Source organism: Peterkaempfera bronchialis (assembly GCF_003258605.2).
GTDB lineage: Bacteria > Actinomycetota > Actinomycetes > Streptomycetales > Streptomycetaceae > Peterkaempfera > Peterkaempfera bronchialis.
In genome coordinates this window covers 4,107,013-4,130,435 of record NZ_CP031264.1, presented here as the reverse complement: position 1 = coordinate 4,130,435, position 23,423 = coordinate 4,107,013, and the positions used below count along the sequence as shown (strand labels likewise).

The window sequence follows — 23,423 nt, the reverse complement described above, 5'->3', positions numbered from 1 at the left end:
AGCAGCCCGCCCAAGCAGCCCGCCCGTCAGGGCATGGGCAGTACCGCGAAGCCGATCAGGCCCTCCGGCTCCTCGGGGGACACCTCGACCCGCTCCACCCGGGCGGCGGGCGGGCCGTGGTGCGCCCAGCCGACCAGGCGCTCCACCGCGTCGGGCCGCCCTTCGAAGACGGCCTCCACACTGCCGTCGGGGAGGTTGCGCACCCATCCGGCGACACCCTGCTCGGTGGCCGTCCTGCGGCAGCCGTCGCGGTAGCAGACCCCCTGCACACTCCCGGACACCCTGACATGCCTGCGGATCATTCGCTGCGTCACCTCGGCTGCGCGACCGGCGCCCGACCGGGCCCCGGAACCGACAACGTATCCCGACCCCCAAGATCCCACGCCGCCCCGCCCACGGCCGGAGCGGCGCGGCTTGGCGACGGCCCTCGCAGGTCACATCCTCGAAAGGGGACGCAGGGACAACAAGCATGACGAGCACGACGAGCAGGACGGGGTGACCGGCGATGACCGTCACCGTGGCGCTGGCGGGCGACACCATGCTCGGGCGCGGCGTCGCGGCCCGGCTGGCCGCCGGGGGGCGCGGCCGGGAGCTGTTCGCCGAGGAGGTGCGCGCCGCCCTGGCCGATGCCGACCTCTTCGTACTCAACCTGGAGTGCTGCATCTCGGAGCGCGGCGAACGCTGGCCGCAGCCGGGGAAGCGGTTCTTCTTCCGGGCCCCGCCGTGTGCGGCCGAGGTGCTGGCCGAGCTGGGCGTGGACTGCGTGACGCTGGCGAACAACCATGCGCTGGACTACGGCTTCGACGCCCTCGCCGACACCCTGGCCCGGCTCGGCGAGGTCGGGGTCCGCGCGGTCGGCGCCGGGCCCGAGGTGGGAGCGGCCCGCGCGTTCCAGGTGCTGGAGGCGGCCGGGACACGGCTGGCGGTGCTGGGGGTCGCCGACCACCCGGAGGACTTCGCGGCCACCCCGGACCGCCCCGGCACGGCCTGGGCCGACCTCCACGGGGGCGCTCCCGGCTGGCTGGAGGAACTGGTGGTACGGGCGTCCGCAGCGGCCGACGCGGTACTGGTCACCCCGCACTGGGGGCCCAATATGACCGCCCGCCCGCCCCCGCATGTGCGGCGCGCCGCCTGCGCGCTGCTGGACGCGGGCGCCACCCTGGTCTCCGGCCACTCGGCGCATGTCTTCCACGGGGTGGCCCACAGCATCCTGCACGACATGGGCGACTTCATCGACGACTACGCCGTGCACCCCGCCCTCCGCAACGACCTGGGGCTGCTCTTCCTGGCCACCCTGGACGCCCCGCCCGGGGGCCGCTGCCGCCCGGTCCGGCTGGAGGCGCTGCCGCTGCTGCTGGAGCCCGGCCGCACCTCCGCCGCGCACGGGGAGGCCTGGGAGTGGGTCTGCGAGCGGTTCGCCTGCGCCTGCTCGGAGTTCGGGACCAGCACGGCGACGCGGGGGGACCGGCTGGTGGTGGACTGGAGCTGACCAGCACCCGGGCCCGGACACAAGCCGGGCCCGGGCGCCGCCGGTTCAGGGCCGCACGTAGGAGAGCAGCCGGTCGATCTCGGTGAAGCCCGCCGCGTCGTAGAGGCGGTTGGCGGCGGTGCGGTCGTCCACGCCGCCGACGGGCTGGTCGTCCACGTACAGGATGACCTCCCGGGCGCCGTTCCCGTACAGGGTGCGCAGGGCCTGCTGGAGCAGGGTGCTCCCGAGGCCGTTGTCGCGGTGGGCCGCCTCCACGCCGATCCACCGGACGGCGCCGATCCCGTCCACCGGGGCGTCAACCGTCGCCTCGGCGGCCGGCGGGCCGTCGTGCGAGCGGACCTTCAGCCGCCAGCCGGCCTCGCCCTGGCTGATCACCTCGGCGAGCGGGTACGCCTCGGCGGGTGCGCTGCCGCTGCGGGTGTGGCGCATATAGCGCCAGGAGGCCGCCGGCCCGAACCCGGCGTCGCGCAGTGCCCGGTCGGTGGCCGGGCGGTGGGTGACGGGCAGGGCGGGCAGCCCCAGGGTCAGCGGCGAGGCGGAGGCGAAGGCATGGGCGGGCCGGTGCTCGCCGAGCGACGCCAGCGCGTGGTCCACCAGGTGGCGGACCGTGCCGGGGTGTTCCCGCCCGTGCAGCCAGAGCACGATCCCGGCGCCGTCCCTGGGCCGTACGCTCCAGCAGACCACCCCGGTGACCTGCCCCTCGGCCCCGAGCAGCACATCGGTGCGGGGCGGCTCGATCTCGGACCACCAGCCGGTCTCCAGCACGGCGGTGCGGGAGAGCGCGGCGTGCAGCATCTCCGCCGTGCAGACCGGCTGGCCGGGGAGCCGGTCGGCGTCGACCAGGGCCAGCACCGCCCCGTGGTCCTCGGCGGTGCAGGGCCGTACGGTCGGCCGGGGTGCGTGCTCGGGAACGGGCTCGGGAACGGGCTGGGCCATGGGGCTGCCTCTCAGCGGGCGCGGCGGGCGCGGATCAGCGGGCGCGGCGGGTGCGGACGGCCGGGGCCCGGTCGGTCGCGCCGGACTCGCCCGCGCCCGCACCGCCGCGCCGTCCCTGGGCACCGGCGGAGGAGCCCCGGAACGGGCCACGGGCCCGGCCCGGCCTGCGGCCGCGCTCCCCGGAGGGACGGCGCCGGGGCGCCTCGGGGGCCGGGGCCGCGATGGTGACGGGCACCCCGCTGGGGGTGCGGGCGCCGGTGAGGCGGGCCAGCTCGGGGTCGGCGGAGTGGACGCGTGCGGTGTGCGGGGTGATGCCGGCCGTGGCCATCAGCCGCTTCATGTCGCGGCGCTGGCTGGGCAGCACCAGGGTGACCACGGTGCCGGACTCGCCGGCCCGGGCGGTGCGGCCGCCTCGGTGCAGATAGTCCTTGTGGTCGGCCGGGGGGTCGACGTTGACGACCAGGTCAAGGCCGTCGATGTGGATGCCGCGCGCGGCCACATTGGTGGCGATCAGCGCGGTGACATGCCCGTCGCGGAACTGCTCCAGAGTGCGGTTGCGCTGCGGCTGGGACTTGCCGCCGTGCAGCGCCGCCGCGCGGACTCCGGAGGCGAGCAGGTCGCGCACCAGGCGGTCCGCGCCGCGCTTGGTGTCCAGGAACATGATCACCCGACCGTCGCGGGCGGCGATCCGGGCGGTGGCGGCCCGCTTGTCGGTGTCCGCGATGTGCAGCACATGGTGCTCCATCGTGGAGACCGCCGCAGCGGACGGGTCGACCGAATGGGTCACCGGGTCGGTGAGGAAGCGGCGCACCAGGCGGTCCACATCGCGGTCCAGGGTGGCGGAGAAGAGCATCCGCTGCCCGTCCGGCCGCACCTGCGCCAGCAGCTGGGTGACCTGCGGCAGGAAGCCCATGTCGGCCATCTGGTCGGCCTCGTCCAGCACGGTGATGCCCACCTGGTCCAGCCGGCAGTCGCCGCGCTCGATCAGGTCCTTCAGCCGCCCGGGGGTGGCCACCACCAGTTCGGCGCCTCGGCGCAGCGTCTGGGCCTGGCGGGAGATGGAGAGTCCGCCGACCACGGTCGCCGCCCGCAGCCGTACCGCCTGCGTGTAGGGGGCGAGGGCGTCGGTGACCTGCTGGGCGAGTTCCCGGGTGGGGACCAGGACCAGGGCCAGCGGGCGGCCGGGCTCGGCGCGCTGCCCGGCGATGCGGGCCAGCAGGGCCAGGCCGAAGGTGAGGGTCTTGCCCGATCCGGTGCGGCCCCGGCCGAGGACGTCACGGCCGGCCAGCGCGTTCGGCAGGGCCGCCGCCTGGATGGGGAAGGGCGCGGTGACGCCTTCCCGGGTCAGGGTGGTGAGCAGCGCCCGGGGCATGTCCAGGTCGGCGAAGGAGGCCACCGGCGGAAGGGCCGGAGCGGCGCTGCCGGTGCGGGACGCGGCAGGGCTGGACGCGGCGGGGCTGGATGCGGCGGTGCTGGACGCGGCGGTACGGGACGCGGCGGTACGGGACGCGGCCGAGCCGGAGGTACCGGAGCGGGACATGCCAGGGCGGGAAGTGACGTTGCGGTCCACAGGGAACCTTCCTCGATACGGCGCGTCTCGAGGAGGCTCCGCGGCAAACGGCCTGCGGAGATCGACTGGAGCGAGCCGGAGATGGGGAGAAGCCGCACGGGGTCGTCCGTGCACGGTGCTTCGGCACCGCCGGCGGGTCTGCCCCTGCGGTGCGACGGCCGCGGGCCCCGCACGCTTGTACGGGGCCCGCGCGGGCGCGGCAGTGCCGCGCGCCTCAGATTCAGATGATGGTGATGTTCTCCGCCTGCGGGCCCTTCTGGCCCTGGGTGACGTCGAACTGGACCTTCTGGCCCTCCTGCAGCTCACGGAAGCCCTGGGCGTTGATGTTCGAGTAGTGGGCGAAGACGTCAGCGCCGCCACCGTCCTGCTCGATGAAACCGAAGCCCTTTTCGCCGTTGAACCACTTCACGGTGCCAGTAGCCATGTTCTCTCCTTCAGGGGGCAATTCTCAGGGCCCGCACGGTACGGGGCCTGCGTCGCCGCGATGATTTACCCACCGGAAAGAAGCACCGGAAAACAAAAGTGCGCCCGATGGTCACAACCAGCAGGCGCACACACAAGTTCATGGGAACCACAACTGCAACTGGTATCGACAGTAGCACGGAGCGGCCGACCACGGGTGGACGCCACGCACCCGGCTACATGTTGATCATGTGTCCGGCCAGCCCGTGGACCGCTTCCTTGACCGCCTCGCCGAGCGTCGGATGGGCGTGGACGTTGCGGGCGACCTCGTGCACGGTCAGGTCCCACTGCTGGGCCAGGGTGAGCTCCGGCAGCAGCTCGGTGACCTCCGGGCCGACCAGGTGGGCGCCGAGCAGCTCCCCGTACCGGCCATCGCTGATGATCTTCACAAAGCCCACCGGGTCGCCGAGGCCGTGCGCCTTGCCGTTGGCCGTGAAGGGGAACTTCTGCACCCGGACGTCATAGCCCAGCTCGCGGGCCTGCGCCTCGGTCCAGCCGAAGCTGGCGACCTGCGGCTGGCAGTAGGTGGCGCGCGGGATCATCACATAGTCCAGCTCCATGGTCTCGGCGCCGGCGATGGTCTCCGCCGCCACGATCCCCATCGCCTCGGCGGCGTGCGCCAGCATCAGCTTCGCCGTCACATCGCCGATGGCGAAGATGTGCGGCACGCTGGTGCGGCAGCGGGCGTCGATCTCGACGGCGCCGCGCTCGCCGACCTGTACGCCGACGTCCTCCAGGCCGTAGCCGGTGACCCTCGGCTGGAAGCCGATGGCCTGGAGCACCCGGTCCGCCTCCAGGGTCTGCCGCTGCCCGCCGGTGGAGACATGGACCCGCACCTTCTCCCCGGAGTCGTCGATCGACTCGACCCGGGTGGAGGTCAGCACATCGATGCCCAGCTTGCGGTAGCGCCGGGCCAGCTCGGCCGAGACCTCCTCGTCCTCCAGCGGCACCACCCGGTCCAGGTACTCCACCAGGGTCACCCGCACCCCGTAGTTGTGCAGCACATAGGCGAACTCGACGCCGATCGCCCCGGCCCCGGCGATCACGATGGACTCGGGCAGCCGGTCGCTGAGGATCTGCTCCTCGTAGGTCACCACCCGCTCGCTGAGCGAGGTGCCCGGCAGCAGCCTGGTGGACGCCCCGGTGGCGAGGATGCAGTGGTCGAAGGTGACGGTCTGCGCCGCGCCGTCGGCGCCGGTCACCCGGAGGGTGTGGGCGTCGGTGAAACGGCCGGTGCCATGGACCTCGGTGATGCCGTTCTTCTTCATCAGGTAGTGGACGCCCCTGACCCGGCCGTCCGCCACCCGGCGGCTGCGGGCGAACGCCTCGCCGTAGTCGAAGGTCACCTGCCCCTCCACCCGGATGCCGAAGGTCTTGGCCTCCCGGGTGACGATGTGGGCCAGCTCGGCGTTGCGCAGCAGCGCCTTCGACGGGATGCAGCCCACGTTGAGGCAGACCCCGCCCCAGTAGCGCTCCTCCACCACCGCCACGCTGAGCCCCAGTTGGGCGCAGCGGACGGCGGCGGTGTACCCGCCGGGACCGGCACCGAGGACGACGACGTCGAAGTGTCCGCTCATGCACGCCACCCTAGAAGCAACGGCCCGCTCCCGCCCGGCGCATTCGGCAGGCTGCGGCGCGGTGGGGGGATGGGGCACGATGCACCGAGCGGCCCGGGTGCAGTCCAGCGGTGAGGAGTCCCCCCATGCCTTCCCAGTCGGAGCCGGCAGCGCCGGTGATCACGGGCGGCGAGCCGGGCTCGTTCCCCTGGCGGGTCTTCCATGAGCGGCATCCGGTGCTGCTGCGGCAGGTCCTGGACGGCCTCCCGTACGGGCCGGAGCAGCGGCGGGCGGTCGAGCGGCTGCTGGCGGAGAGCACCGGCGGGGTGATCGGGCCGCTGGAGGACGGCGCCCGCGACGCCGCGGCCTGGGATGCCTGGGGCCTGGGCGACCAACTCGGCCTGCGCTGGACCGACGCGCCGTTCCTCTGGGCGGAGAGCTACTTCTACCGGCGGCTGCTGGCGGCCGTCGGCTGGTTCGGGCCCGGCCCCTGGCAGGGCGTCGACCCGTTCGGCCCGGTCAAGGCCGCCGAGCTGGGCAGCCCGGCGGTGGACGAGGAACTGGCGGCGCTGGACGGCCTCGGTACCCTCACCGACGCGCAGCAGGACGACGCCCTGCTGCGCTCCGCGCTCTGGGGCAACCGCGCCGACCTCTCCTTCCGCCTCACCGGCGGCCCGGCGAGCGGCGACCCCCGTACGGGGCTGCTCTGCGACGACGGCGCCCGCTTCTGGGCCGCCCTGCGGAGCGGCCCGCCGGGCAGGCTCGCCCTGATCGCCGACAACGCCGGGCGGGAGCTGCTGCCCGACCTGGTACTGATCGACCGGCTGCTGTCCACCGGCCGTGCCTCCTCGGCCCACCTCTATGTCAAGCCGCAGCCGTACTACGTCTCCGACGCCACCACCGCCGACGCGGTCGCCGCCGCCGAGCGGCTGCTGCACGCCCCCGGCGCCGCCGGGGCGGTCGGCCAACGGCTCCGGGAGGCGCTGACCAGCGGGGCGCTGGAGATCAGGACCCATCCCTTCCTCTGTGCGCCGCTGCCTTTCGACGCCATGCCGGGCGACCTGCGGGCCGAGCTCTCGTCGGCGGCCATGGCGGTGGTCAAGGGCGACCTCAACTACCGCCGCCTGGTCGGCGACCGCCACTGGCCCGCCACCACCCCGTTCGCCGACCTCACCGCCCACTTCCCGGCGCCGGTGGCGGCCCTGCGCACCCTGAAGTCCGACGTGGCCGCCGGGCTCGACGCCGCCACCGCCGCCCGGCTGGACGCCACCGGCCCGGGGTGGCGCACCAGTGGGCGCCACGCGGTCATCCAGGTCCGGGCCTGACCGAGAACGGCCTCAGCGCCCGGTGCGGAAGTAGCGCCGCATCCAGTCGTTGCGGAACTTTCCCGCCGGGTCGTACTCCCCCGCCAGCCGCTCGAAGTCGGCATACCGCCCGTACAGCCCGCGCAGGGTCTCCGGGTCGGTGCGGAAGACCTTCCCCCAGTGCGGCCTGGCGTCGAACGGTGCCAGCGCCTCCTCCACGGCCCGGAGTGCCGGTGCCACGGCTTCCTCGTCGGGGACCCAGGTGAAGTGGAAGGCCACCGCCTCGCGCCCGTGGGCGGGGCTCAGCCAGAGGCCGTCGGCGGCGACGGTGCGGATCTCGCCGATCTGCACGGCGGGCGCGATCCGCTCCCGGACCCGGTCCAGGGCGTCGAAGGCGGCGACGGCGTCCCCGCGTGCGACGAAGTACTCGCTCTGCAACTCGTCGCCGTTGCTGGGCGTGAACTCCAGCCGGAAGTGCGGCAGCCGGGCGTGCCAGGGCCCCGGTCGGCCCGACTGGTCGGTGCAGTACTCCGGCGGCACACCGGGCACGGGGTGCCGGGGCCCGTCCGCCAGGGTCGCCCCCAGCCACTGCGGCGGCGCGGTCTGCGGACCGTCGGCGCCGACCCGCCGTTTCAGCCATATCCGGGTGACCCGGTCGGCCCGCCAGTCGGTGAAGACGCTGACGCTGTACGCCGCCGCCATCACCTCGTCGAACCGGTCGCGCAGCCGGTCGTGCGCCATCCCCTCGTACACCGACTGCTGGATGTCATAGGCGGGCACCGCGTCCAGGGTCAGCCGGGTGACCACTCCCAGGGCGCCCAGCGAGACCACCGCGCCGTCGAACCCCGGGTCGCCGCGCCGCAGCCGCACCACCGAGCCGTCCGCCGTGACCAGCTCCAGGGCCCGTACGGCGGAGGCGAGGTTGCCGTTGCCGTTCCCCGAGCCGTGGGTGCCGGTGGCGCAGGCACCGGCGACGGAGATGTGCGGCAGCGAGCCGAGGTTGTGCAGGGCGAGGCCCGCCCGGTGCAGCGCGGTGGTGAAGTCCCCGAAGCGGAGGCCCGCGCTCACGGTGACCGTACCGGCCTCGCCGTCGATCTCCAGGACCCTGGGCAGCCCGGCCACCGAGACCAGCGTGCCCCGGGTGTCCGCGATGGTGTTGAAGGAGTGGCCGGTGCCCAGCGCCCGCACCGCCGATCCGGCGGCGACCAGTTCGCTCAGCTCGTCCAGCGAGGAGGGGGTGTGGACGCGTTCCGCGCCGAAGGTGACATTTCCGGCCCAGTTCCTCATCGGTCCCCCTCGCACTCCGCTCCGGCGGGCACCGCGCGCATGGAGGTCCGCAGCACTGCCAGCAGCTCCCGCAGCCGGGCGCGGTCCTGCTCGCTCAGGCCGCTGGTCGCGGCGGCCAGCGCCTCCCGGTCGACCTCCTCGGCCTCGGCGTGCCGGGCCCGTCCGAGGTCGGTGAGGGTGAGCAGGTAGGCCCTGCGGTCGGTGGGGTGCGGCAGCCGCTCCACCAGGCCCTCCCGCTCCAGCGCGTCGACCATGCCGGTCACGGTGCGGGCGGCGATCCGGAGCACATCGCTGAGGTCCCGCATCCGCATCGGCTCGGGGGAGGTCGCCAGCGTCCGCAGCGCCCGCAGCCGGGAGACGGACATCCCGTGCGCGCTCAGCCGACCGTCGACGAAGGTGCGCAGCCGGGTGGTCGTCTTGAAGAGTTCATCGATCAGGATGTCGCTGCTGCCCGGTCCGCCCCTTGGCTGCATGCCGCTCCCTCGCTCCCCGTGCGGCCGGTTTCGGCCCCTCCGGGCTTGTGGTGTGCCCACTCATAGTGAGTATCCTCAGCATATCCCGACTGACCCCTGGAGTGCAGAGACCATGCCCCGCTACCGGCTCAGCCAGCGTCTGGCCGTCCCGGTCATGTTTGTCGCCACCCTCTTCCTCGTCGTCATGGACGGCGCCATCACCACCGTGGCGCTGCCGTCGATCGCCCATCAGTTCCATATGACCGCAGCCGGGATCGACGGCGTCGTCGTGGTGTACCCGGTCTGCGTCGGCATGACCATCCCGATCTCCGGCTGGCTCGGCGACCGCTTCGGCGGCAAGCCGGTGCTGCTGATCGCCATGGCCCTCTTCACCCTCGCCTCGGCGCTCTGCGGACTGGCCGGCAGCCTCGGCCAGCTCGTCGTCTTCCGCGGCCTCCAGGGCCTGGCCGGCGGTCTGCTCACCCCGGTCATCGGTGCCATGCTGTTCCGCACCTTCACCCCGGAGGAGCGCGTCAACGCCTCCCGGGTGATGACCCTGCCGCAGCAGATCGCCCCCTCGGTCGCCCCGATGCTGGGCGGTTTCCTGGTGGACAGCTTCTCCTGGCGGTGGGTCTTCTACGTCAACCTGCCCTTCGGGGCGGCGGCCGTCCTCTTCGGCCTGCTCTTCCTCGACAACCCGCGCGAGGAGTCCCCCGGCCGGTTCGACCTCACCGGGCTGCTGCTCTCGGCCGGCGCCATGTCACTGCTGATGTACGGGGTCTGCGACGGCGCCCGGCAGGGCTGGGGAAGCCCGGTGATCACCGGCTCGCTGGTCGGCGGCACACTGCTGCTGGTCGCGACCGTCGTGGTCGAACTCCGCCGTGCCGAACCGATCCTGCGGCTGCGCCTCTTCCGCGACCCGCTGTTCCGGGGCGCCAATGTGGTCAACCTGGTCGGCCTGGTGCCGTTCATGGGGGCCATGTACCTGGCCCCGCTCTTCCTCCAGGAGGCCCAGGGCGCGACCGCCCTGGAGTCGGGCACCAGCACCTTCACCGAGGCGATCGGCGTACTGCTCACCGTGCAGCTGGTGGCCCGGCTGTACGGGAAGGTCGGCCCCCGGCCGATCATCGCCGCCGGGCTCTTCTGCGTCGCCGTCGTACTGGCCCTGATGTCCACCTGCGACCTGCACACCAGCCTCTGGACCTTCCGGCTCTACATGTTCCTGCTGGGCCTGGGCATGGGCGCGGTCTTCATGCCCACCACGGTGGCGTCGTTCAGCACCGTGCCCCCGTCCGACATGGGCCAGGCGTCCACCCTGAGCAGCGTCGTCCGCCAGCTCTCCATGGCGACCGCCCCCGCTCTGGTGGCCACCCTGCTGGTCACCCTGAGCACCACCGCCGACGCCGCCCCGCCGCTCTCCGCGTACCGCACCATCTACCTGGTGCTCGCCGCAATCGCCCTGGCCTCCGCCCTCTTCGCCCTCACCATCCGCCCGAACCGCCCCGACCCGGGGCCAGCGCCCCACCCCTCCGCGGATGCCCGCAACACCTCCACCTACAACTGACCCTCACCCGGCCGCCCCGGCCACCGCCCCCTGCTCGTGGTCACACACCTCCCCCGACCCCGCCACCTGCCACACCGGAAACGGATCCTCACCCGGCACGGCCTCACCGTCGCCGAGCAGACAAGCCGCAAGGGCCGCATGCAGAGGCCCAGGCCGCAACCCGGTGCCGATGAAGACCAGCTCCTGCATCCACGCCTGCGTCTGCATCTGCGCGGGCTCCGCCTCCCAGGCACCCGACGGCTCGAACCGGGCGACGGCACCCGCCTGCGACCAGAGCCCCGGCACCGGCCGCCCCGCGAGCCGGAAGAAGCCCTTGGACCGCAGCACGGTCCCATACCCCCCGCTGTCCAGCCCCTCGGTGACAAACGCCCAGAGCCGACCCGGATGGAACGGCCGGCCGGCGCGGAAGACCGTGCTGGAGATCCCGTACTCCTCGGTCTCCGGCATATGGTCGCCGTTGAGTTCCATGACCCAGCCGGGGGCCTGCTGGGCCCGTTCCAGGTCGAACCGCCCGGTGCCCAGGACATCCGCCGGGTCCACCCGGCCGTACCGGGCGGGAACGATCCGCGCCGCCGGGTTGAGGCGGGTGAGCGCCGCCCGCAGGGTGGCGGCGTGCTCGTCGCCGACCAGGTCGAGCTTGTTGAGCACGATCACATCGGCGAACTCGACCTGGTCCATCAGCAGGTCGCTGACGGTGCGCTCATCGTCCTCGTACTGGTCCAGCCCCCGTTCGGCAAGGCCGTCCCCGCCCTCCAGCTCCGGCAGGAAGTTGGCCGCGTCGACCACGGTGACCATGGTGTCCAGCCGGGCCACGTCCCCCAGGGTCGCGCCGTCGTCCCGGGCGAAGGCAAAGGTGGCGGCGACCGGCATCGGCTCCGAGATGCCGCTGGACTCGATGAGCAGATAGTCGAACCGGCCCTCCCGGGCCAGCCGGTCGACCTCCTCCAGCAGGTCGTCGCGGAGCGTGCAGCAGATGCACCCGTTGGTCATCTCGACCAGGCGCTCCTCGGTACGCGACAGCGCGGCGCCGCCGCCCCGCACCAGCGCCGCGTCGATGTTGACCTCGCTCATGTCATTGACGACGACCGCGACGCGCAGCCCCTCGCGGTTGCTCAGCAGATGGTTGAGGAGCGTGGTCTTGCCGGAGCCGAGAAAGCCGGACAGCACGGTGACGGGGAGGCGGTGTTGCTGCGCCATGGCGGGGTCAGCCCTCCGGGCGCAGCAGGCCGCGCTGATACGCCTTCACCAGCCTGCGCGGCACCAGGTACACGGCGCCGTCGACGGTGATCGGCACCAGGTCGGGCGGGGTGGCCTTCCACTGCGCCCGGCGGTGCCGGGTGTTGCTGCGGGACGTCTTCCTCTTGGGCACGGCCATGAGCTCGCTCCTCCATGGGTCGGGGAGACGAGGCTACATGAAAACGAATCCCATTTCACAACCTCCACTGCGCCATCCACCCGGCAGTGCCAGACTCATAAAGGAGCGCAAAGCCGACAGAAAGGACTCACCATGTCCGTCTCCGCCGACCACCGCACCCACACCGACCACCCACACACCCACGGCGAAGGCTGCGGCCACGTCGCCTTCCCGCACGGCGACCACACCGACTACGCGCACGACGGCCATGTCCACCGCGCCCACGGCGACCACGTCGACGAATGCGGCGCCACCGGCCACTCCACCCACCAGAGCCACGACCACCGCCACGGCGCAAACTGCGGCCACGTCGCCGTCCCCCACGACGACCACACCGACTACCTCCACGACGGCCACCGCCACGCCGCCCACAACGACCACTGGGACGACCACTGACCCACCCCGGGGAATCGCCACCGACCGGCCAACCTGCCGGACGGTCACGGCCGCGCCGGGGAGCGATGACATCCTCTTCGGCCAGACGCAGCAGTAGCGAGCCCCTGCCCGCGCGGCCGACCCCACCGCCTGGATCACCAGGCAACGACGACCGGTCTGCGACGACGAACGCAGACCCGCCCACGAGGCGGTTTCCCTCTGACAACTGAGTTGTCAACGCAACCCACGGACCCGTGCTGCACGCCGCTCATCCGGCCCCGGGAGCAGGCGGAGGCGAACCGGTACCCACGCGGGGCTGTCTGTTTACCTGCGACGAGGGGGGTAGGTACAGAAGGGATAAAGAATCCCATATGTATGGAAGGTTCATGCTGATGAGCACGTTTTCTTCTGACGCTGGGGTCGGCACATCGGCATCTGCGGCCCGGGCTCCGTCCAGGCCCGGGACGGGACGCGCAGAACTGGTCACCGACCGGGGCCGGACCACCATCGCGGACGCCGTGGTCCAGAAGATCGCCGGTATCGCCACCCGTGAGGTGGCCGGGGTGTACGACCTGGGCACCGGCGGCACCCGGGCGATCGGAGCGGTCCGCGAGCGCATCACCAGCTCCCGTGGGCCGAATGTCGCGCAGGGTGTCTCGGTCGAGGTCGGCGAGACGCAGGCGGCGGTGGACGTCGACATCGTGTGCGACTACGGCGTCTCGATCGCCGAACTCGCGGCTGCGGTCCGACGCAATGTGACCGAGGCGATCGAGCGTATGACCGGGCTGGAGGTCGCCGAGGTGAACATCGCCGTCGACGACATCCACCTGGACGACGACGACACGGACACGGGCACGAAGAGCTCGGGCCCCCGTGTGCAGTGACCCGGAACCACCCGTACCCGGTTCGCCCCGCGCACCAGCGCTCTTCCGCGACCCGGACCTGATCGCCGCCGCCGTCCGGGGCTGCCCCTCGGTGTACCGGCTGACGGCCGGGCCGTTCGGAGCCTCTGCCGCCTGCCTGGCCGGTCGGCGGGTGGACGGCGTGGAGATCGCGGGAGAAGCCGTGCGCGTGCATGTCGTGGGCCGCTACGGGCCCACCATGGCGGAGATCGGCGCAGAGGTACGGGACGCCCTGGCCGACGTCATCCCGGGAGCCGAGGTGGACGTGGTGGTCGAGGACCTTGCCACGGAGACCGATCCGGCGGTGCTCGGCGCGCGCCGGCCGACTTTGAACCCTGCCCACGAATGATTCCTGACGTGTGAGGTGTGCTGTGACCCCCACTGCTCTCGGCCTGGGCTTCGGTGTGGCCTTGGGCTTCGCCGGCGCGTTCGGCGGCGTCGTCGCCTTCATCGTCGTCCTCGTCCTCGGCCTGGTCGGCCTGCTGGTCGGCTGGGTCATCGAAGGCGGATTCGACCCGCACGCCTACCGCGATGCCTACCGTGCCAGCACCCGCCGATCCCGGACGCGGGTATGAACAACGCCCAGCACCCCGGCGTCCCCGCTGCCGATGCCACGGGCGCAACGGCCGTCCAGGAGCCCCAGGAGTTTCAGGAGTTTCAGGAGTTTCAGGAGCCGAAGCAGCCCCAGCAGCCTCCGGCGGCCTACGACCGAGGGCGCACCGTCATCGCCGACCGGGTCGTGGAGAAGATCACCGCCAAGGCGGTCCGGGACGCAGCCCGCACCGACGCCATGGGCCATCGGCTGCCCCCGGTGCCGCCGGGGCAGGAGGAGATCCGGCAGGCCGCGAAGGTGGCCGCCTGGGTCGACGGGCAGACCGCCGCCGTCGCGGTCACCGTGTCGCTGCCCTGGCCTGCCCCGGTCCGTGAGATCGCACGCCGGTTGCGGGCCCACATCATCAACCGGGTCGAAGACCTGACCGGCCTGCACGTCGCCCAGGTGGACATCGAGGTCGCCGATCTGCCCGGGCCGGCCGCCTACCGACGGAGGGTACGGTGACGAGCACCCGCACCAGGCTCCTGTGCCTCCTACTGGCCCTCGTGCTGGCTGCGGCCGGCCTGACCGTGCTGATCGACGTGGTCGCCGTGGCGGCGGGACACGCCCCGCTGGTCTGGCCGCAGCAGTCGATCGCCGGCCGCCTGCGCGCGAGCCGCTGGGGCGACATCCCCATCCTGGCGGTCGCCGCGGCTTTCGCCCTCGCCGGTCTGCTCCTGCTCTGGAGCTCCGCCGACCGGGGCAGGCGCGGGATGGTCCCCCTGCGCACCGGTGACGAGCACGTCGATGCCGCCACCACCCGGCAGAGCCTGCGCCGCGCCGTGGCCGACGAGGTCGGGCGCATCGACGGGATCGACCGGAACCGGGTGCGGCTGCGTGGCCGCCGAGTCCAGGTCCACGCGAGCACACCACTGCGCGACCCCCAGGACCTGCCCGAGGTCGTCCGTACGGTGGTCGCCGAACGGCTCGCCGCGATCCGCACCGAGCATGAGTACAAGGTCACCGCCCGGGTGCGCGCCAGAACGGGCCGGTCATGAGCGGGCAACTCGGCCGCGTCAGCCGCGTCGGGCTCGCCGTGGTCGGCCTGGTACTGCTCGCCGGAGGAGTGCTCGCCCTGCTGCGGGGCACCGGGCTGTTCGGCGCGGGCGGCCCGGACACGGCACTGCTCGCTCCCGGCACAGAAGACTACGTGGCCACCTCGGGTTGGTTCTGGCTGGCGGCCGGTGTGGCCGCCGCCCTGGTGGCGCTGGCCGGCCTGGGCTGGCTGCTGGCGCTGCTCCGCCCGGAAGTGGTCCGCAGGGTTACGGTCGAACCCGACGACCGCCGAGGCGCCACACGGGTCAGCGCCACTGCGGTCACCGATGCGCTGGAGGACGAGGTCGAGTCCTACCGGGGAGTCCGACGGGCGCACGCCCGGCTCACCCGGAGCACTCGCTACCCCGCGCTGACCCTGCACGTCGGCGTCACGGCAGACGCCCACCTCGGCCAGGTGCGTGCCCGGATCGAGCGGGAGGCACTGGCCCACCTTCGGCAGGCGCTCGGACAGGACCAACTGCCCGCGCGCATCCGGATCCACGCGGGCACCCGCCGCCGCACCCCCCGCCACCTCCGCTGAGACCCGGCCCGCACCGGGCCGCCGCGCCGCCGCAGAGGCTTCGACGCCCCGGCACACTTGGGCCTCTCGTACTCCGAGGCGGTGCGGGCGTTCTGCCACTTCATCACTGACCCTCCAAGGCAGCGGTCGTCGCGGCTGGACTCGGCGATCTGGGAGTCACACCTCACAAACTCCGGCACACGGCCGCCTCGTTGGCGATTGCCAGCGGCGCGGCCGTCAAGGTCGTCCAGACCATGCTCGGCCACAAGACCGCCACGCTCACGCTGGACACGTACGGTCACCTCTGGCCCGACCGACTGGACGAGGTGCCCGACCGCCTCGACGCGCAGCGTGGCCGCCGCGGCCTGATGTGTGCTGAATGTGTGCTGCAACGTCAGAGGCCCCCCCGCCGTCTCGACAGAAGGGCCTCTGACCTGTGCTTTTACCTGTGCCCCAGGCAGGATTCGAACCTGCGACACCCGCTTTAGGAGAGCGACGGGAATCATGATCAGGGGTGCCTGACCCTGCCGCGTGGTGCTGACCGTGCTGGCCAGCGCCACGCAGCAGGTCGCGTGGTCCGGCGCGGGGCGCCCTGTCCGGCGCCGTCCGCTCACGCAATGCTCACGCCTGCGGGCGGAATTCCACCCCGTCCGCAGCGACCTGCTCCTGCTCCACCGGAGTCCGCGACTGCCTGCGCTTCCATATTGAACAGCTGTTGGGCTACGTGGCCCAGTCGCCTTGACGGTGTTTCTGTACCTCATCGTCCCCGCGCATATCGACCGTGCCCAGCGGGGCAACGCAGTGGTGGATTCCTCGTTGGAATTTGAGGGGAGTAAGCATGATGAAGGCTGGTCGGGTGCTCGCTCATGACCAGTACCAGCTATCTGCGGATTGTGCCGCGAGCGAAGGACTCCAGGATGCGACTGCTCGGGACCTCGGAGAGCGACACGAGCCGGTTCGCCAGCGCTACTGGGATCAGCGCGTTGTCGTACATGGAGCAGCGGAGTCCCGAGACGGCAGCCAGTACGTCGGTGAGGTTGATGTAGTCGTCGATCTTCGGGTCGGACTTATGTCCGCCCAGGGTCGGGACGGTTGCCACGTAGGTGCTGCCGTCCTTCGCCTTGAAGATCATCTTGCCGCCCCAGTACGTGTTCTGTCCGTACGTGATCGTGCCCCCAGGATCGCCGGGAACGACGTACTCGTAGATGTACTCGTTTGACAGGGGAAGAACCACACCGGCGAAGTCTCCCTCGGTCTTGGCCTCCGCGAGCGCCTTGTCGAGACTCTTCTCGATGTGCACTGCGTGCTCGACGAAGGAGCCGCTCTTCTCGAGGCCCACCACGTTGAGGAGCGGCAGGACCTTGCTCGGGTCGGATGGATCACGGTACGAGGCAAGAAAGTTCGCCAGGTCGCGCAGGGGGTCGGCCAGCGTGAAGACCTGACCGAAGAGAGCGAGCGGGCCGTCCTTGATGAACAAGAACTCCCGCAGCAGGATCGGCTTCATCTCCCAGAGCGCGTGGATCACGTGGACCAGGGCAAGGGTCTCAAGCGCGGAGAGTAGGTAGGAGGTGATTCGACTGGCACCTTGCTCGTCGTCAACAAGTTCGTGCATGCGCAGGATGTCGGCCAGGTAGATGGGGCCGCCGCAGTTCGGGCACTCGGAACGGTAGGGGGGTGTCTGGGGGTGAGCGCGATATCTTCCCGGGTACACCTATTGACACTCTCGTTCGGGCAGTGGCGAAGCGTGCGGCGGGCGTCCGGGACGTTCGTCCAGCGACGGAACAGCAGCCACCGCAGGGCGTCATAGAGAGACTTGTCGTCATCGACCGGACGGGCGAGAAACTCGTGGAGGGTCAGGCGGATTGAGTCCTGGAGTCCGAGCCCGTTGCGGGAGATGTTGCGTGTGGGAAGAGCGAGCTGGTAGCGCTGGATCTCCTGCGGGTCTCACAGTCCTGAGCCATCCCCGAACTGGGCAGTTGCGAGGACCACTTGAACCCAGGGAGTGAGCCGGTCCTCCTGGTTGCAGCTCTCACGGAGTGCCGCGACGGCAGGGGTTACTCGGCGCTTGTCCTGATGGGCGTTCCGTGTTCGTTGCGTTCGTAGGTGCGCCGGGTGTTCTTCTCGATCTTCCGGGCGACTTCGGAGTCGAGGTCGACGCCGTTCATCTCGGCCAGGGCCACGAGGTAGAGCAGCACGTCGGCCAGTTCCTCGCCGAGGTCGGGCAGGCCCTTTCGCCAGGCGGTGAAGGCTTCGCCGACCTCTGCGGTCAGGAGCCCGAACTCCAGGGCTGTGTCCGTGGTGTTGAACCCCTTGAGGTTCTTGTTCTCCCAGGCGAGCTTCTGGGCGGTTGTGATGTCCATGACTTCTCCGGCGGCGGTTCAGCGGGTGCTGCCGCAGCCTAGCGGCGGAAGTGGTCCCGGCGGGCCGGCTTCGGCCGCCGTCACCCTGCTGGCGGGAGTTCGAGGGTCGTGGTGTCGATGGTGAGCACCTTCGTGTAGTCCGCGAGTGAGGAGAAGACCCGCTGGTAGCCGGTCACCAGCGCGGAGATCTCCTCCAGTCGCACCGCTTCGCCGTCGCGGGCGATGAGGCGCTGTCGGATGACGGCCGGGGGAGCGGTCAGGTGGACGATGAGGCCCGTGCGGGCGATCACGCTTTCTGCCAGGTCGATCGCCTGGCTCCAGGTGATGCGTGATCTGCCGCGGTACAAGGGCCCGTAGACCAGCTCGCTGACGAAGCATCGGTCGAAGAGGATACGGCCGGCGCCGTCGAGGATGGTCCGGTACCGGTCGGCCAGGTCGAGGTGATCGGGCGTCTGCTGTGAGTGGACGACCTGGAAGCCGTGCCGGGCCGAGAGGCGTTCGGCCAGTGTGCTCTTGCCGACCCCGTCGGGATCTTCGAGGACGAGCGTGTCGTGGGCGCCGGCCATCTCGTCCAGAGTCACGCCGCCAGCCATGCCCGCACCGCCTTCGGTTCGTCGAGGTGGGCATCGGCGGCGTACTGGATCATGAGGTTCCGCCAGTTGGGCTCCCGGCCGACGGCATGGGTGTACGTCGGGCGTGGTTGGTACGCGGCGATCCGCACACCGGACGCGAGGGCGGCGCCGATCAGCAGGGCGGTTCCGGGCGGGGTCTCCGGACCGGACACGTCGGCCAGGAGCCGGGACGCCGTGCGTGCCGCGGTCAGGTCCGCCAAGGCTCCGGCGATGGGGTCGGCGGCCGTGAACCGCTGGGGCAGGGTCACTTTGTATCCGGCATCCACGCAGGCTTTGGCGAGATGGTCGTGTCCCCACGCCGCGTACGGTGATCCCTCGACGTGGACGGGCCCGGGCTCAGCGGGGGTTGTCGGCTGTGAACCGGAAGCCGACAGGTCCGGCAGTACCTCGACTGCCGCGTCGAGTGCGCTGTCGCCCTGGGCCAGGTTCCGGGACCGGAATGCCGCGTACCGGGAGAAACCCCGGTGACGTGCCGCAGGCGCCGGCCCGAGGCGGGGTACTCGGATGACATGGGTGGCCACCGCCTGGATGAGGGGGTCGGGGAAGTCGAGCAGAATGTCCCGTCCGGTCAGCGAGTAGGTCTGGAAGTCGGTGGTGAGCACGACGACCGGGATGCCGTTGGCGGTGGCGTATCCGATCTCCATGCACACGCCGTCGTCCAGGCTCGGCCCGTGCAGGAGCGCGACCATCGCGTCGAGACGGCCGAGGCGGTCACGGTCCAGCTCGAAGAGGCGGCGGCCTTTGACCTCGGCGACCAGGTCCTCCTCGTCGGTGTCGCAGAAGGGCAGGAAGACGCGGTCAGCGCCGACCTTCCCGGTCAGCCGCTCGGCGAGGTCGGCGGCGAGGGCGCGGTCGTGTGCGGCGAAGAGTCGATGGGCTATGTAGATGGACACCGGGACGAGCCCCCAGGCAGGTGGTCAGGCGCGGCGCGGCGCCGGGATCGGAAGGGACGGTGCTGCCACGTAACAAGCAGCTGCCGCTACTGCTTCGGCGAGCGCGCGGGCGGGTGGGGCACCTTGCGACCGGTGGGCGAGGAAGGTGCCGGCCAAGGTGTCACCGGCCCCCGACACCTCGCGTGGCGGACGTGGCGGAGGAACCACCGAGGCGACCTGCTGGCCGAAGGCCCACACCCGCGCCGCGCGAGGGCCGTCGGTCACCACGATGTGCGGCAGCGCCGCCGTATCGGTGATCGACCGCAGCAGCCGGTACTCGGCCGCGTTGACGAACACCGTGCCGGCTCGGCTGAGCCAAGGGGTGGCGGCCCGGATCATGTCCTCCGCGCTCGGCAGGAAGAAGTCGACGCTGAAGGCAGCCCCGTGGTGCACGAGCCTGTTGAGGACCGCTCCCGTATCCAGAGGGCGGCGGCAGCAGACGTGGTACTGGCTGCCCGGATGTCGGTTCACGTGGGCCAGGGCATGCTGCGTGAGCCGGTCGGCGACGCCGTAGTCGCTACGGACGGCGACCAGTTCGCCCCGAAGGTCGTACTCCAGGTCGAAGCGGGTGGACGGGCCCTCGGCCGGACCGTGCGCCGACCAGTCGATCCTGTCGAACCCGGGTGCCTGCGGCAGGTGGGCCAGGTCGCCGCCGAGCACGCAGACCGGTGCGGCCGGGCGTCCAGCCCTGGCTGCCGCCAGCGCCACCAGCAGCGCGGCGCCGCCGAGACGCGCACCTCCGCGGTGGTCCGGGTAGCGGGTCACGTCCCTGCTGACGTTGCCGATCACGTCGAGACGCGTCACGCCTTCCCACCCGACGGCCGCGCGGGGCGGCTGCGGTGAGCGCAGCCGACGACTTTGGTGCACAGCGGCCGGTTGCGGCAGAGCCGCGGGGACGGCCCGTTGAGGTACAGGCGCTTGAAGTAGATCAGGACGAGGTGCACCCACCAGGTGGGCTGCGCTTCCTCCGGAATGGTCACCTGGTACCCGTGCTCGGCGGCCAGGGAGCGGAAGTCGGCCGCGCGAGCGTGGACGGCGGCCTCCAGGACGTGGCGCATGCGCTCGTGGGCCACTGCTCCGGAGGGCAGGTCGATGCCCAGGGCAGGAGCCAGTTTGGTGACCATGCCGGAGTCCACCGGGATGATCCCGCAGTGGTAGCCGCGAGCGGTGAGCAGCGCGCACTGGGCGACCTTGTACGAGGCTCCGCGCACGCGCTCGGCGAACTCGACGATCAGCTCGTCGCCGTCGGTGGACGGCGAGGCAGGGTCGATGCCCTCCTTGTTCCAGCTCTGGAGCAGTTCGGCGAGGGAGCGCAGGTAGTCGATCCGGGTCCGTGCCAGGCCGAGAGGGCGTACCAGCTCGGCGAGTTCGGCCTCCGTCGCGGCGACCAGCGTGTCGAATCCCTGGGCGTTCGCCGATCGGATCACCCGTGCGTAGGTCTCGACCATCCGGTAGGAGACCCGGGTGGACCAGCCCGCGGCGAGCATGCGCACGCCGGGGTCGGCGATCGACATCGGCCACCAGCGGTTCTCGTCGTGGTTGGCCTCGACCTCGGCCCGGACGTCCGGCAGGCCGGCCACGCGGGCGACGAGCCGGTGCACCCGGCGGATCTCCAGCGGCTTCGCAGCCGTACGGTGGGCGGTCATGTCGTGACTCCAGCACTGAGGCGGGCGGCCAGGAGCGCCATGGCGAGGTTGGACGAGAGGACGGGCACCCGGAGGCGGCCCTCCAACTCGGCAACTGCCTGGAGGGTGTGCCACCCGGTGCAGGACAGCACCACCGCCTCGGCGGCCTCGACGGCCTGCTTCGGGAGCCGGTCCACCAGCGCCATGATGCGGTCGGATGTGACCTTCGGGTACCCGTCGTCCAGTCCGAGGCTCGCGTGCCCCAGGACGTCGATGCCCGCCTCACCGAACGCGCCGGCCTCCGCCTCGGTGACCGCCGCCGGATACGGGGTGGCGAGCACCACCCGGGCCAGACCCCCTGCGGCCAGGCCGCCGATCACCGCGTCGAACGCCGTGGACACACCGGTGGGCAAGGACGGTCCGCCGGTGAACCCGGCCGACGTGCACGCGAGGACCACCGCGTCCAACTCGACGTGGGACAGCGAGTCCAGCGCCTGCGCCGACGCCGCCCGCAGTCCGTGCCAGAACGACTCGTCGACGGCTGTCGTCCGGGACGCGGGAACCAGTCGGGCGTGGTGGAAGGCCGTGTTGCGCAGACCGAGGCGTGGCAGCTCGGTCTCGACCGCCACGTTCGCCCAGGGAAGCAGCAGCCCGACCCTGACGGCCCGGTCGGCTGCCGCGTCCAGAGCCGCCAGGGTGGCGAGCGATCCGTCAGGCAGCGGCTGCATGGCGCTCCCCGTAGATCATTCGCGGAGCGTGTCCGGTGACCACGAGGTCGGCGGTGGTTCCGAGCGGCACGGCCGCTTCGGGTTCGACGATCTGGATGGAGTACGAGCCGAGCCGTCGCCACCAGGTGCCGCCCTGCCCGATGAAGTACGAGTGCAGGCCCGGCACCCGTAGGCCGGTGGGATACACCCGTTCCTTCATCGGCTGGTCCCAGATGTGGTCGATGTCGGCCTTCCAGGTGGCGAAGTGCTCGGCGGACGGCAGCGGCTCCAGCTCGCCGAGGGCGGCCAGCGGCGTGCCGGGGAACGCCCGCGCCAGGCGGACGTTGGTGCGGTGGCACAGCAGGCCGGCGTCCAGGATCGCGGTCAGGCCCTGGAGGTTGGCCGCGTGGGTACGGTGGGTCTCTCCGGGAAGGCCGTAGACCAGGTTCAGGCCCGGCAGGAGCGTCGGCAGACCGCCGGGGCCACGGGCGGCACCGGCCTCGTTCACGTGCTCGACCGCCCGCATGAGGATTTCGGGCGTGCAGGTGAGGGTGTTCCGTTCGATGACGGCCGGGTCGAAGCTTTCGATCCCCATGGGCGCGCAGTTGCCCTCGGTGCAGTGTTCCGCGACCAGCTTGGCGATGCGTCGCCCCACAGGCGAGGCGACGGCCAGAGGGTCCGCGTTGTCGATGTGGAGCACTTCGAGGTCGGGGCAGCGCTCGCGGATGCCGCTCAGCAGGGCTCGGATCGCCTCCTCGTCACGGTTGCGGTAGGAGAAGAAACAGGTCTGCTGCCCGAGGCGGAAGTTGCGGACCCCGGCCGCGTAGAGCTCGGTGACTTCGGCGACGACGTCGTCCACCTCGCGGAAGGCGACGAGCGGACTCTTCGCGGGTTCGTTGCAGAAGTCGCAGAACTTCCGGCGCGTGCACCCGCGGTACAGCTCCAGCTCGGCGATCGGCCGCCAGGGCATCTGGTCGACCAGGCCGGTGAACGAGTCCCGGTCGCGCCGCATCCGCCCGTAGTCCGCCGGGCGGCGGCTGCCCAGCAGGATGTCCCCGGACGTCACGGTATGGGTGTGGACGGCGTCGAACAGCCCGGCGTACTCGGACGGCGCTGCCAGGGCGTACGTGGACAGCGGCCCCAGCAGGAACCGGCGTCCTCGCGCACACGCGAGCGCGCGGGCGATCTCCGGCAACGACCCGTTCACCGCGTGGAGATGGACCGACGGTACGGCGTCGCCCGCGACCACGACAACGATCTCGGCGTCCCGCAGGAGCTGAACGGCGTTGCTACGGTTGATCGTTGTCGAGTACGTGAGCGGATCGCTCTGCGGAGGCTCGACGGCGGACGTGCCCCCGGCCAGGCACCACCGCACGTCGTCGATGGTCACGTACCGCACCTCTGCCTCGGGCCGAGCCCGGCGCAACGCCGACCAGGCGTTCCTCACGTAGGTCGACAGGTAGGGCGGCACGCCGAGACCGCTGGGCTCGACGGTGAAGCAGTCCAGGATGACCAAAGGCTGCATGTTTCTCCCTTCGGAGTCGGAGTCGGGGCATCGGTGACGTTCCGGCAGCGTCCGCGCTGAACGGTCGACAACCCGCAGCGCTTCCAGTCTCATCGCCGACTCGGCTACGGAGGAGGGAGCGAAGGGGTTGTTCGGTTGTACGGAGGTTGTTCTTTGACTCCTGGGTATGGAAATCCTGGAACAC

27 protein-coding genes, 1 tRNA gene and 1 pseudogene are annotated in these 23,423 nt (G+C 71.6%); 11 read left to right on the top strand and 18 right to left on the bottom strand.

Annotation, left to right across the window (positions count from 1 at the left end):
* Nucleotides 1-26: 26 nt before the first annotated feature.
* Nucleotides 27-302 (bottom strand): acylphosphatase, encoded by a 276-nt coding sequence (locus tag C7M71_RS18400; protein ID WP_111490466.1) that lies wholly within the window; start codon nt 300-302, stop codon nt 27-29.
* Nucleotides 303-505: 203 nt separating this feature from the next.
* Between C7M71_RS18400 and C7M71_RS18395 the strand changes: the two genes are divergently transcribed.
* The gene (locus tag C7M71_RS18395; RefSeq protein ID WP_111490467.1) at nt 506-1,489 is read left to right on the top strand and encodes a CapA family protein; all 984 of its coding nucleotides are present in this window, start codon (nt 506-508) and stop codon (nt 1,487-1,489) included.
* 45 nt (nt 1,490-1,534) lie between these two features.
* On the opposite strand, the gene C7M71_RS18390 is transcribed toward C7M71_RS18395, so the two are convergent.
* The 4 genes from C7M71_RS18390 to lpdA all read right to left on the bottom strand — a co-directional run bounded on the left by C7M71_RS18390 (nt 1,535) and on the right by lpdA (nt 6,034).
* On the bottom strand, nt 1,535-2,425 hold the full coding sequence (locus C7M71_RS18390; RefSeq protein WP_111490468.1) for a GNAT family N-acetyltransferase: 891 nt from the start codon (nt 2,423-2,425) through the stop codon (nt 1,535-1,537).
* Between the two features lie 34 nt (nt 2,426-2,459).
* Nucleotides 2,460-3,965: a DEAD/DEAH box helicase gene (locus C7M71_RS18385; protein WP_114914706.1), complete on the bottom strand. Its 1,506-nt coding sequence runs from the start codon at nt 3,963-3,965 to the stop codon at nt 2,460-2,462.
* A 250-nt stretch (nt 3,966-4,215) separates the two neighbouring features.
* Complete coding sequence (locus C7M71_RS18380) at nt 4,216-4,419, bottom strand: cold-shock protein (RefSeq protein ID WP_111490336.1); 204 nt, start codon at nt 4,417-4,419, stop codon at nt 4,216-4,218.
* A gap of 214 nt (nt 4,420-4,633) precedes the next feature.
* Nucleotides 4,634-6,034 carry a dihydrolipoyl dehydrogenase gene (gene lpdA, locus C7M71_RS18375; RefSeq protein WP_111490335.1) on the bottom strand — a complete coding sequence of 467 codons (1,401 nt, stop codon included), beginning with the start codon at nt 6,032-6,034 and terminating at the stop codon, nt 4,634-4,636.
* 125 nt (nt 6,035-6,159) lie between these two features.
* Here lpdA and C7M71_RS18370 point away from each other — a divergent pair, with 125 nt between their 5' ends.
* Nucleotides 6,160-7,338, top strand: a complete 1,179-nt coding sequence (locus C7M71_RS18370; protein ID WP_111490334.1) for a damage-control phosphatase ARMT1 family protein — start codon at nt 6,160-6,162, stop codon at nt 7,336-7,338.
* A 12-nt stretch (nt 7,339-7,350) separates the two neighbouring features.
* Here the strand turns inward: C7M71_RS18370 and C7M71_RS18365 are convergent, their stop codons facing one another.
* Nucleotides 7,351-8,604, bottom strand: coding sequence for an FAD-binding protein (locus tag C7M71_RS18365; protein ID WP_111490333.1), 1,254 nt, complete (start codon nt 8,602-8,604; stop codon nt 7,351-7,353).
* Nucleotides 8,601-9,077 carry a MarR family winged helix-turn-helix transcriptional regulator gene (locus tag C7M71_RS18360; protein WP_111490332.1) on the bottom strand — a complete coding sequence of 159 codons (477 nt, stop codon included), beginning with the start codon at nt 9,075-9,077 and terminating at the stop codon, nt 8,601-8,603. The genes C7M71_RS18365 and C7M71_RS18360 overlap by 4 nt, the downstream gene beginning before the upstream one ends.
* Before the next feature lie 112 nt (nt 9,078-9,189).
* On the opposite strand from C7M71_RS18360, the gene C7M71_RS18355 reads away from it, so the two are divergent.
* The gene (locus tag C7M71_RS18355) at nt 9,190-10,620 is read left to right on the top strand and encodes a DHA2 family efflux MFS transporter permease subunit (RefSeq protein WP_111490331.1); all 1,431 of its coding nucleotides are present in this window, start codon (nt 9,190-9,192) and stop codon (nt 10,618-10,620) included.
* 3 nt (nt 10,621-10,623) lie between these two features.
* On the opposite strand, the gene C7M71_RS18350 is transcribed toward C7M71_RS18355, so the two are convergent.
* On the bottom strand, nt 10,624-11,817 hold the full coding sequence (locus C7M71_RS18350; RefSeq protein ID WP_111490330.1) for a GTP-binding protein: 1,194 nt from the start codon (nt 11,815-11,817) through the stop codon (nt 10,624-10,626).
* 7 nt (nt 11,818-11,824) lie between these two features.
* Nucleotides 11,825-11,995 (bottom strand): 50S ribosomal protein L32, encoded by a 171-nt coding sequence (rpmF, locus tag C7M71_RS18345; protein WP_111490329.1) that lies wholly within the window; start codon nt 11,993-11,995, stop codon nt 11,825-11,827.
* 132 nt (nt 11,996-12,127) lie between these two features.
* Between rpmF and C7M71_RS18340 the strand changes: the two genes are divergently transcribed.
* The 8 genes and pseudogenes from C7M71_RS18340 to C7M71_RS18305 all read left to right on the top strand — a co-directional run.
* Nucleotides 12,128-12,430, top strand: a complete 303-nt coding sequence (locus tag C7M71_RS18340; RefSeq protein ID WP_111490328.1) for a hypothetical protein — start codon at nt 12,128-12,130, stop codon at nt 12,428-12,430.
* A gap of 350 nt (nt 12,431-12,780) precedes the next feature.
* Entirely contained in the window at nt 12,781-13,293 is a 513-nt protein-coding gene (locus tag C7M71_RS18335) for an Asp23/Gls24 family envelope stress response protein (protein ID WP_322975174.1), read from the top strand.
* Entirely contained in the window at nt 13,283-13,660 is a 378-nt protein-coding gene (locus C7M71_RS18330) for a hypothetical protein (protein WP_111490327.1), read from the top strand. The genes C7M71_RS18335 and C7M71_RS18330 overlap by 11 nt, the downstream gene beginning before the upstream one ends.
* 22 nt (nt 13,661-13,682) lie before the next feature.
* Nucleotides 13,683-13,886 (top strand): hypothetical protein, encoded by a 204-nt coding sequence (locus C7M71_RS18325; RefSeq protein ID WP_111490326.1) that lies wholly within the window; start codon nt 13,683-13,685, stop codon nt 13,884-13,886.
* Nucleotides 13,883-14,368, top strand: a complete 486-nt coding sequence (locus C7M71_RS18320; RefSeq protein ID WP_111490325.1) for an Asp23/Gls24 family envelope stress response protein — start codon at nt 13,883-13,885, stop codon at nt 14,366-14,368. The genes C7M71_RS18325 and C7M71_RS18320 overlap by 4 nt, the downstream gene beginning before the upstream one ends.
* On the top strand, nt 14,365-14,901 hold the full coding sequence (locus C7M71_RS18315; RefSeq protein ID WP_111490324.1) for a DUF6286 domain-containing protein: 537 nt from the start codon (nt 14,365-14,367) through the stop codon (nt 14,899-14,901). The genes C7M71_RS18320 and C7M71_RS18315 overlap by 4 nt, the downstream gene beginning before the upstream one ends.
* The gene (locus tag C7M71_RS18310) at nt 14,898-15,479 is read left to right on the top strand and encodes an alkaline shock response membrane anchor protein AmaP (protein WP_111490323.1); all 582 of its coding nucleotides are present in this window, start codon (nt 14,898-14,900) and stop codon (nt 15,477-15,479) included. Before C7M71_RS18315 ends, C7M71_RS18310 begins: the two co-directional genes overlap by 4 nt.
* A gap of 131 nt (nt 15,480-15,610) precedes the next feature.
* Nucleotides 15,611-15,946, top strand: a pseudogene (locus C7M71_RS18305) (tyrosine-type recombinase/integrase); the annotation flags it as partial.
* Here the strand turns inward: C7M71_RS18305 and C7M71_RS30745 are convergent.
* From C7M71_RS30745 to C7M71_RS18265, 9 genes are all read right to left on the bottom strand, one after another.
* Nucleotides 15,908-15,996, bottom strand: a tRNA-Arg gene (locus C7M71_RS30745). The pseudogene C7M71_RS18305 and the gene C7M71_RS30745 sit on opposite strands and share 39 nt — an antisense overlap.
* A gap of 342 nt (nt 15,997-16,338) precedes the next feature.
* Nucleotides 16,339-17,070: a hypothetical protein gene (locus C7M71_RS18300; RefSeq protein ID WP_162824298.1), complete on the bottom strand. Its 732-nt coding sequence runs from the start codon at nt 17,068-17,070 to the stop codon at nt 16,339-16,341.
* Between the two features lie 442 nt (nt 17,071-17,512).
* Complete coding sequence (locus C7M71_RS18295) at nt 17,513-17,818, bottom strand: MazG-like family protein (RefSeq protein WP_111490321.1); 306 nt, start codon at nt 17,816-17,818, stop codon at nt 17,513-17,515.
* Nucleotides 17,819-17,898: 80 nt separating this feature from the next.
* A complete protein-coding gene (locus C7M71_RS18290) occupies nt 17,899-18,411 on the bottom strand; it encodes a nucleoside/nucleotide kinase family protein (protein ID WP_111490320.1) in 513 nt (170 codons plus the stop codon).
* A complete protein-coding gene (locus C7M71_RS18285) occupies nt 18,396-19,343 on the bottom strand; it encodes a nucleoside 2-deoxyribosyltransferase (protein WP_111490319.1) in 948 nt (315 codons plus the stop codon). The genes C7M71_RS18290 and C7M71_RS18285 overlap by 16 nt, the downstream gene beginning before the upstream one ends.
* A 24-nt stretch (nt 19,344-19,367) precedes the next feature.
* A complete protein-coding gene (locus tag C7M71_RS18280; RefSeq protein WP_111490318.1) occupies nt 19,368-20,186 on the bottom strand; it encodes a PfkB family carbohydrate kinase in 819 nt (272 codons plus the stop codon).
* Nucleotides 20,183-21,028 (bottom strand): HhH-GDP family DNA glycosylase, encoded by an 846-nt coding sequence (locus C7M71_RS18275; RefSeq protein WP_111490317.1) that lies wholly within the window; start codon nt 21,026-21,028, stop codon nt 20,183-20,185. Before C7M71_RS18275 ends, C7M71_RS18280 begins: the two co-directional genes overlap by 4 nt.
* Entirely contained in the window at nt 21,025-21,735 is a 711-nt protein-coding gene (locus C7M71_RS18270) for a maleate cis-trans isomerase family protein (protein WP_111490316.1), read from the bottom strand. The genes C7M71_RS18275 and C7M71_RS18270 overlap by 4 nt, the downstream gene beginning before the upstream one ends.
* A complete protein-coding gene (locus C7M71_RS18265) occupies nt 21,719-23,332 on the bottom strand; it encodes a radical SAM protein (RefSeq protein ID WP_229758792.1) in 1,614 nt (537 codons plus the stop codon). The genes C7M71_RS18270 and C7M71_RS18265 overlap by 17 nt, the downstream gene beginning before the upstream one ends.
* Nucleotides 23,333-23,423 lie beyond the last annotated feature (91 nt).

Excerpts from the sequence above, each read along its gene's own strand:
- C7M71_RS18365 (WP_111490333.1), bottom strand. The coding sequence starts at position 8,604 with ATGAGGAACTGGGCCGGAAATGTCACCTTCGGCGCGGAACGCGTCCAC.
- C7M71_RS18370 (WP_111490334.1), top strand. The coding sequence starts at position 6,160 with ATGCCTTCCCAGTCGGAGCCGGCAGCGCCGGTGATCACGGGCGGCGAG.
- C7M71_RS18355 (WP_111490331.1), top strand. The coding sequence starts at position 9,190 with ATGCCCCGCTACCGGCTCAGCCAGCGTCTGGCCGTCCCGGTCATGTTT.
- C7M71_RS18390 (WP_111490468.1), bottom strand. The coding sequence starts at position 2,425 with ATGGCCCAGCCCGTTCCCGAGCCCGTTCCCGAGCACGCACCCCGGCCG.
- C7M71_RS18290 (WP_111490320.1), bottom strand. The coding sequence starts at position 18,411 with ATGGCTGGCGGCGTGACTCTGGACGAGATGGCCGGCGCCCACGACACG.
- C7M71_RS18300 (WP_162824298.1), bottom strand. The coding sequence starts at position 17,070 with ATGCACGAACTTGTTGACGACGAGCAAGGTGCCAGTCGAATCACCTCC.
- C7M71_RS18400 (WP_111490466.1), bottom strand. The coding sequence starts at position 302 with ATGATCCGCAGGCATGTCAGGGTGTCCGGGAGTGTGCAGGGGGTCTGC.
- C7M71_RS18275 (WP_111490317.1), bottom strand. The coding sequence starts at position 21,028 with ATGACCGCCCACCGTACGGCTGCGAAGCCGCTGGAGATCCGCCGGGTG.
- C7M71_RS18340 (WP_111490328.1), top strand. The coding sequence starts at position 12,128 with ATGTCCGTCTCCGCCGACCACCGCACCCACACCGACCACCCACACACC.
- C7M71_RS18270 (WP_111490316.1), bottom strand. The coding sequence starts at position 21,735 with ATGCAGCCGCTGCCTGACGGATCGCTCGCCACCCTGGCGGCTCTGGAC.
- C7M71_RS18265 (WP_229758792.1), bottom strand. The coding sequence starts at position 23,332 with ATGAGACTGGAAGCGCTGCGGGTTGTCGACCGTTCAGCGCGGACGCTG.
- lpdA (WP_111490335.1), bottom strand. The coding sequence starts at position 6,034 with ATGAGCGGACACTTCGACGTCGTCGTCCTCGGTGCCGGTCCCGGCGGG.
- C7M71_RS18350 (WP_111490330.1), bottom strand. The coding sequence starts at position 11,817 with ATGGCGCAGCAACACCGCCTCCCCGTCACCGTGCTGTCCGGCTTTCTC.
- C7M71_RS18360 (WP_111490332.1), bottom strand. The coding sequence starts at position 9,077 with ATGCAGCCAAGGGGCGGACCGGGCAGCAGCGACATCCTGATCGATGAA.
- rpmF (WP_111490329.1), bottom strand. The coding sequence starts at position 11,995 with ATGGCCGTGCCCAAGAGGAAGACGTCCCGCAGCAACACCCGGCACCGC.
- C7M71_RS18320 (WP_111490325.1), top strand. The coding sequence starts at position 13,883 with ATGAACAACGCCCAGCACCCCGGCGTCCCCGCTGCCGATGCCACGGGC.
- C7M71_RS18310 (WP_111490323.1), top strand. The coding sequence starts at position 14,898 with ATGAGCGGGCAACTCGGCCGCGTCAGCCGCGTCGGGCTCGCCGTGGTC.
- C7M71_RS18380 (WP_111490336.1), bottom strand. The coding sequence starts at position 4,419 with ATGGCTACTGGCACCGTGAAGTGGTTCAACGGCGAAAAGGGCTTCGGT.
- C7M71_RS18385 (WP_114914706.1), bottom strand. The coding sequence starts at position 3,965 with ATGTCCCGCTCCGGTACCTCCGGCTCGGCCGCGTCCCGTACCGCCGCG.
- C7M71_RS18335 (WP_322975174.1), top strand. The coding sequence starts at position 12,781 with ATGTATGGAAGGTTCATGCTGATGAGCACGTTTTCTTCTGACGCTGGG.
- C7M71_RS18295 (WP_111490321.1), bottom strand. The coding sequence starts at position 17,818 with ATGGACATCACAACCGCCCAGAAGCTCGCCTGGGAGAACAAGAACCTC.
- C7M71_RS18395 (WP_111490467.1), top strand. The coding sequence starts at position 506 with ATGACCGTCACCGTGGCGCTGGCGGGCGACACCATGCTCGGGCGCGGC.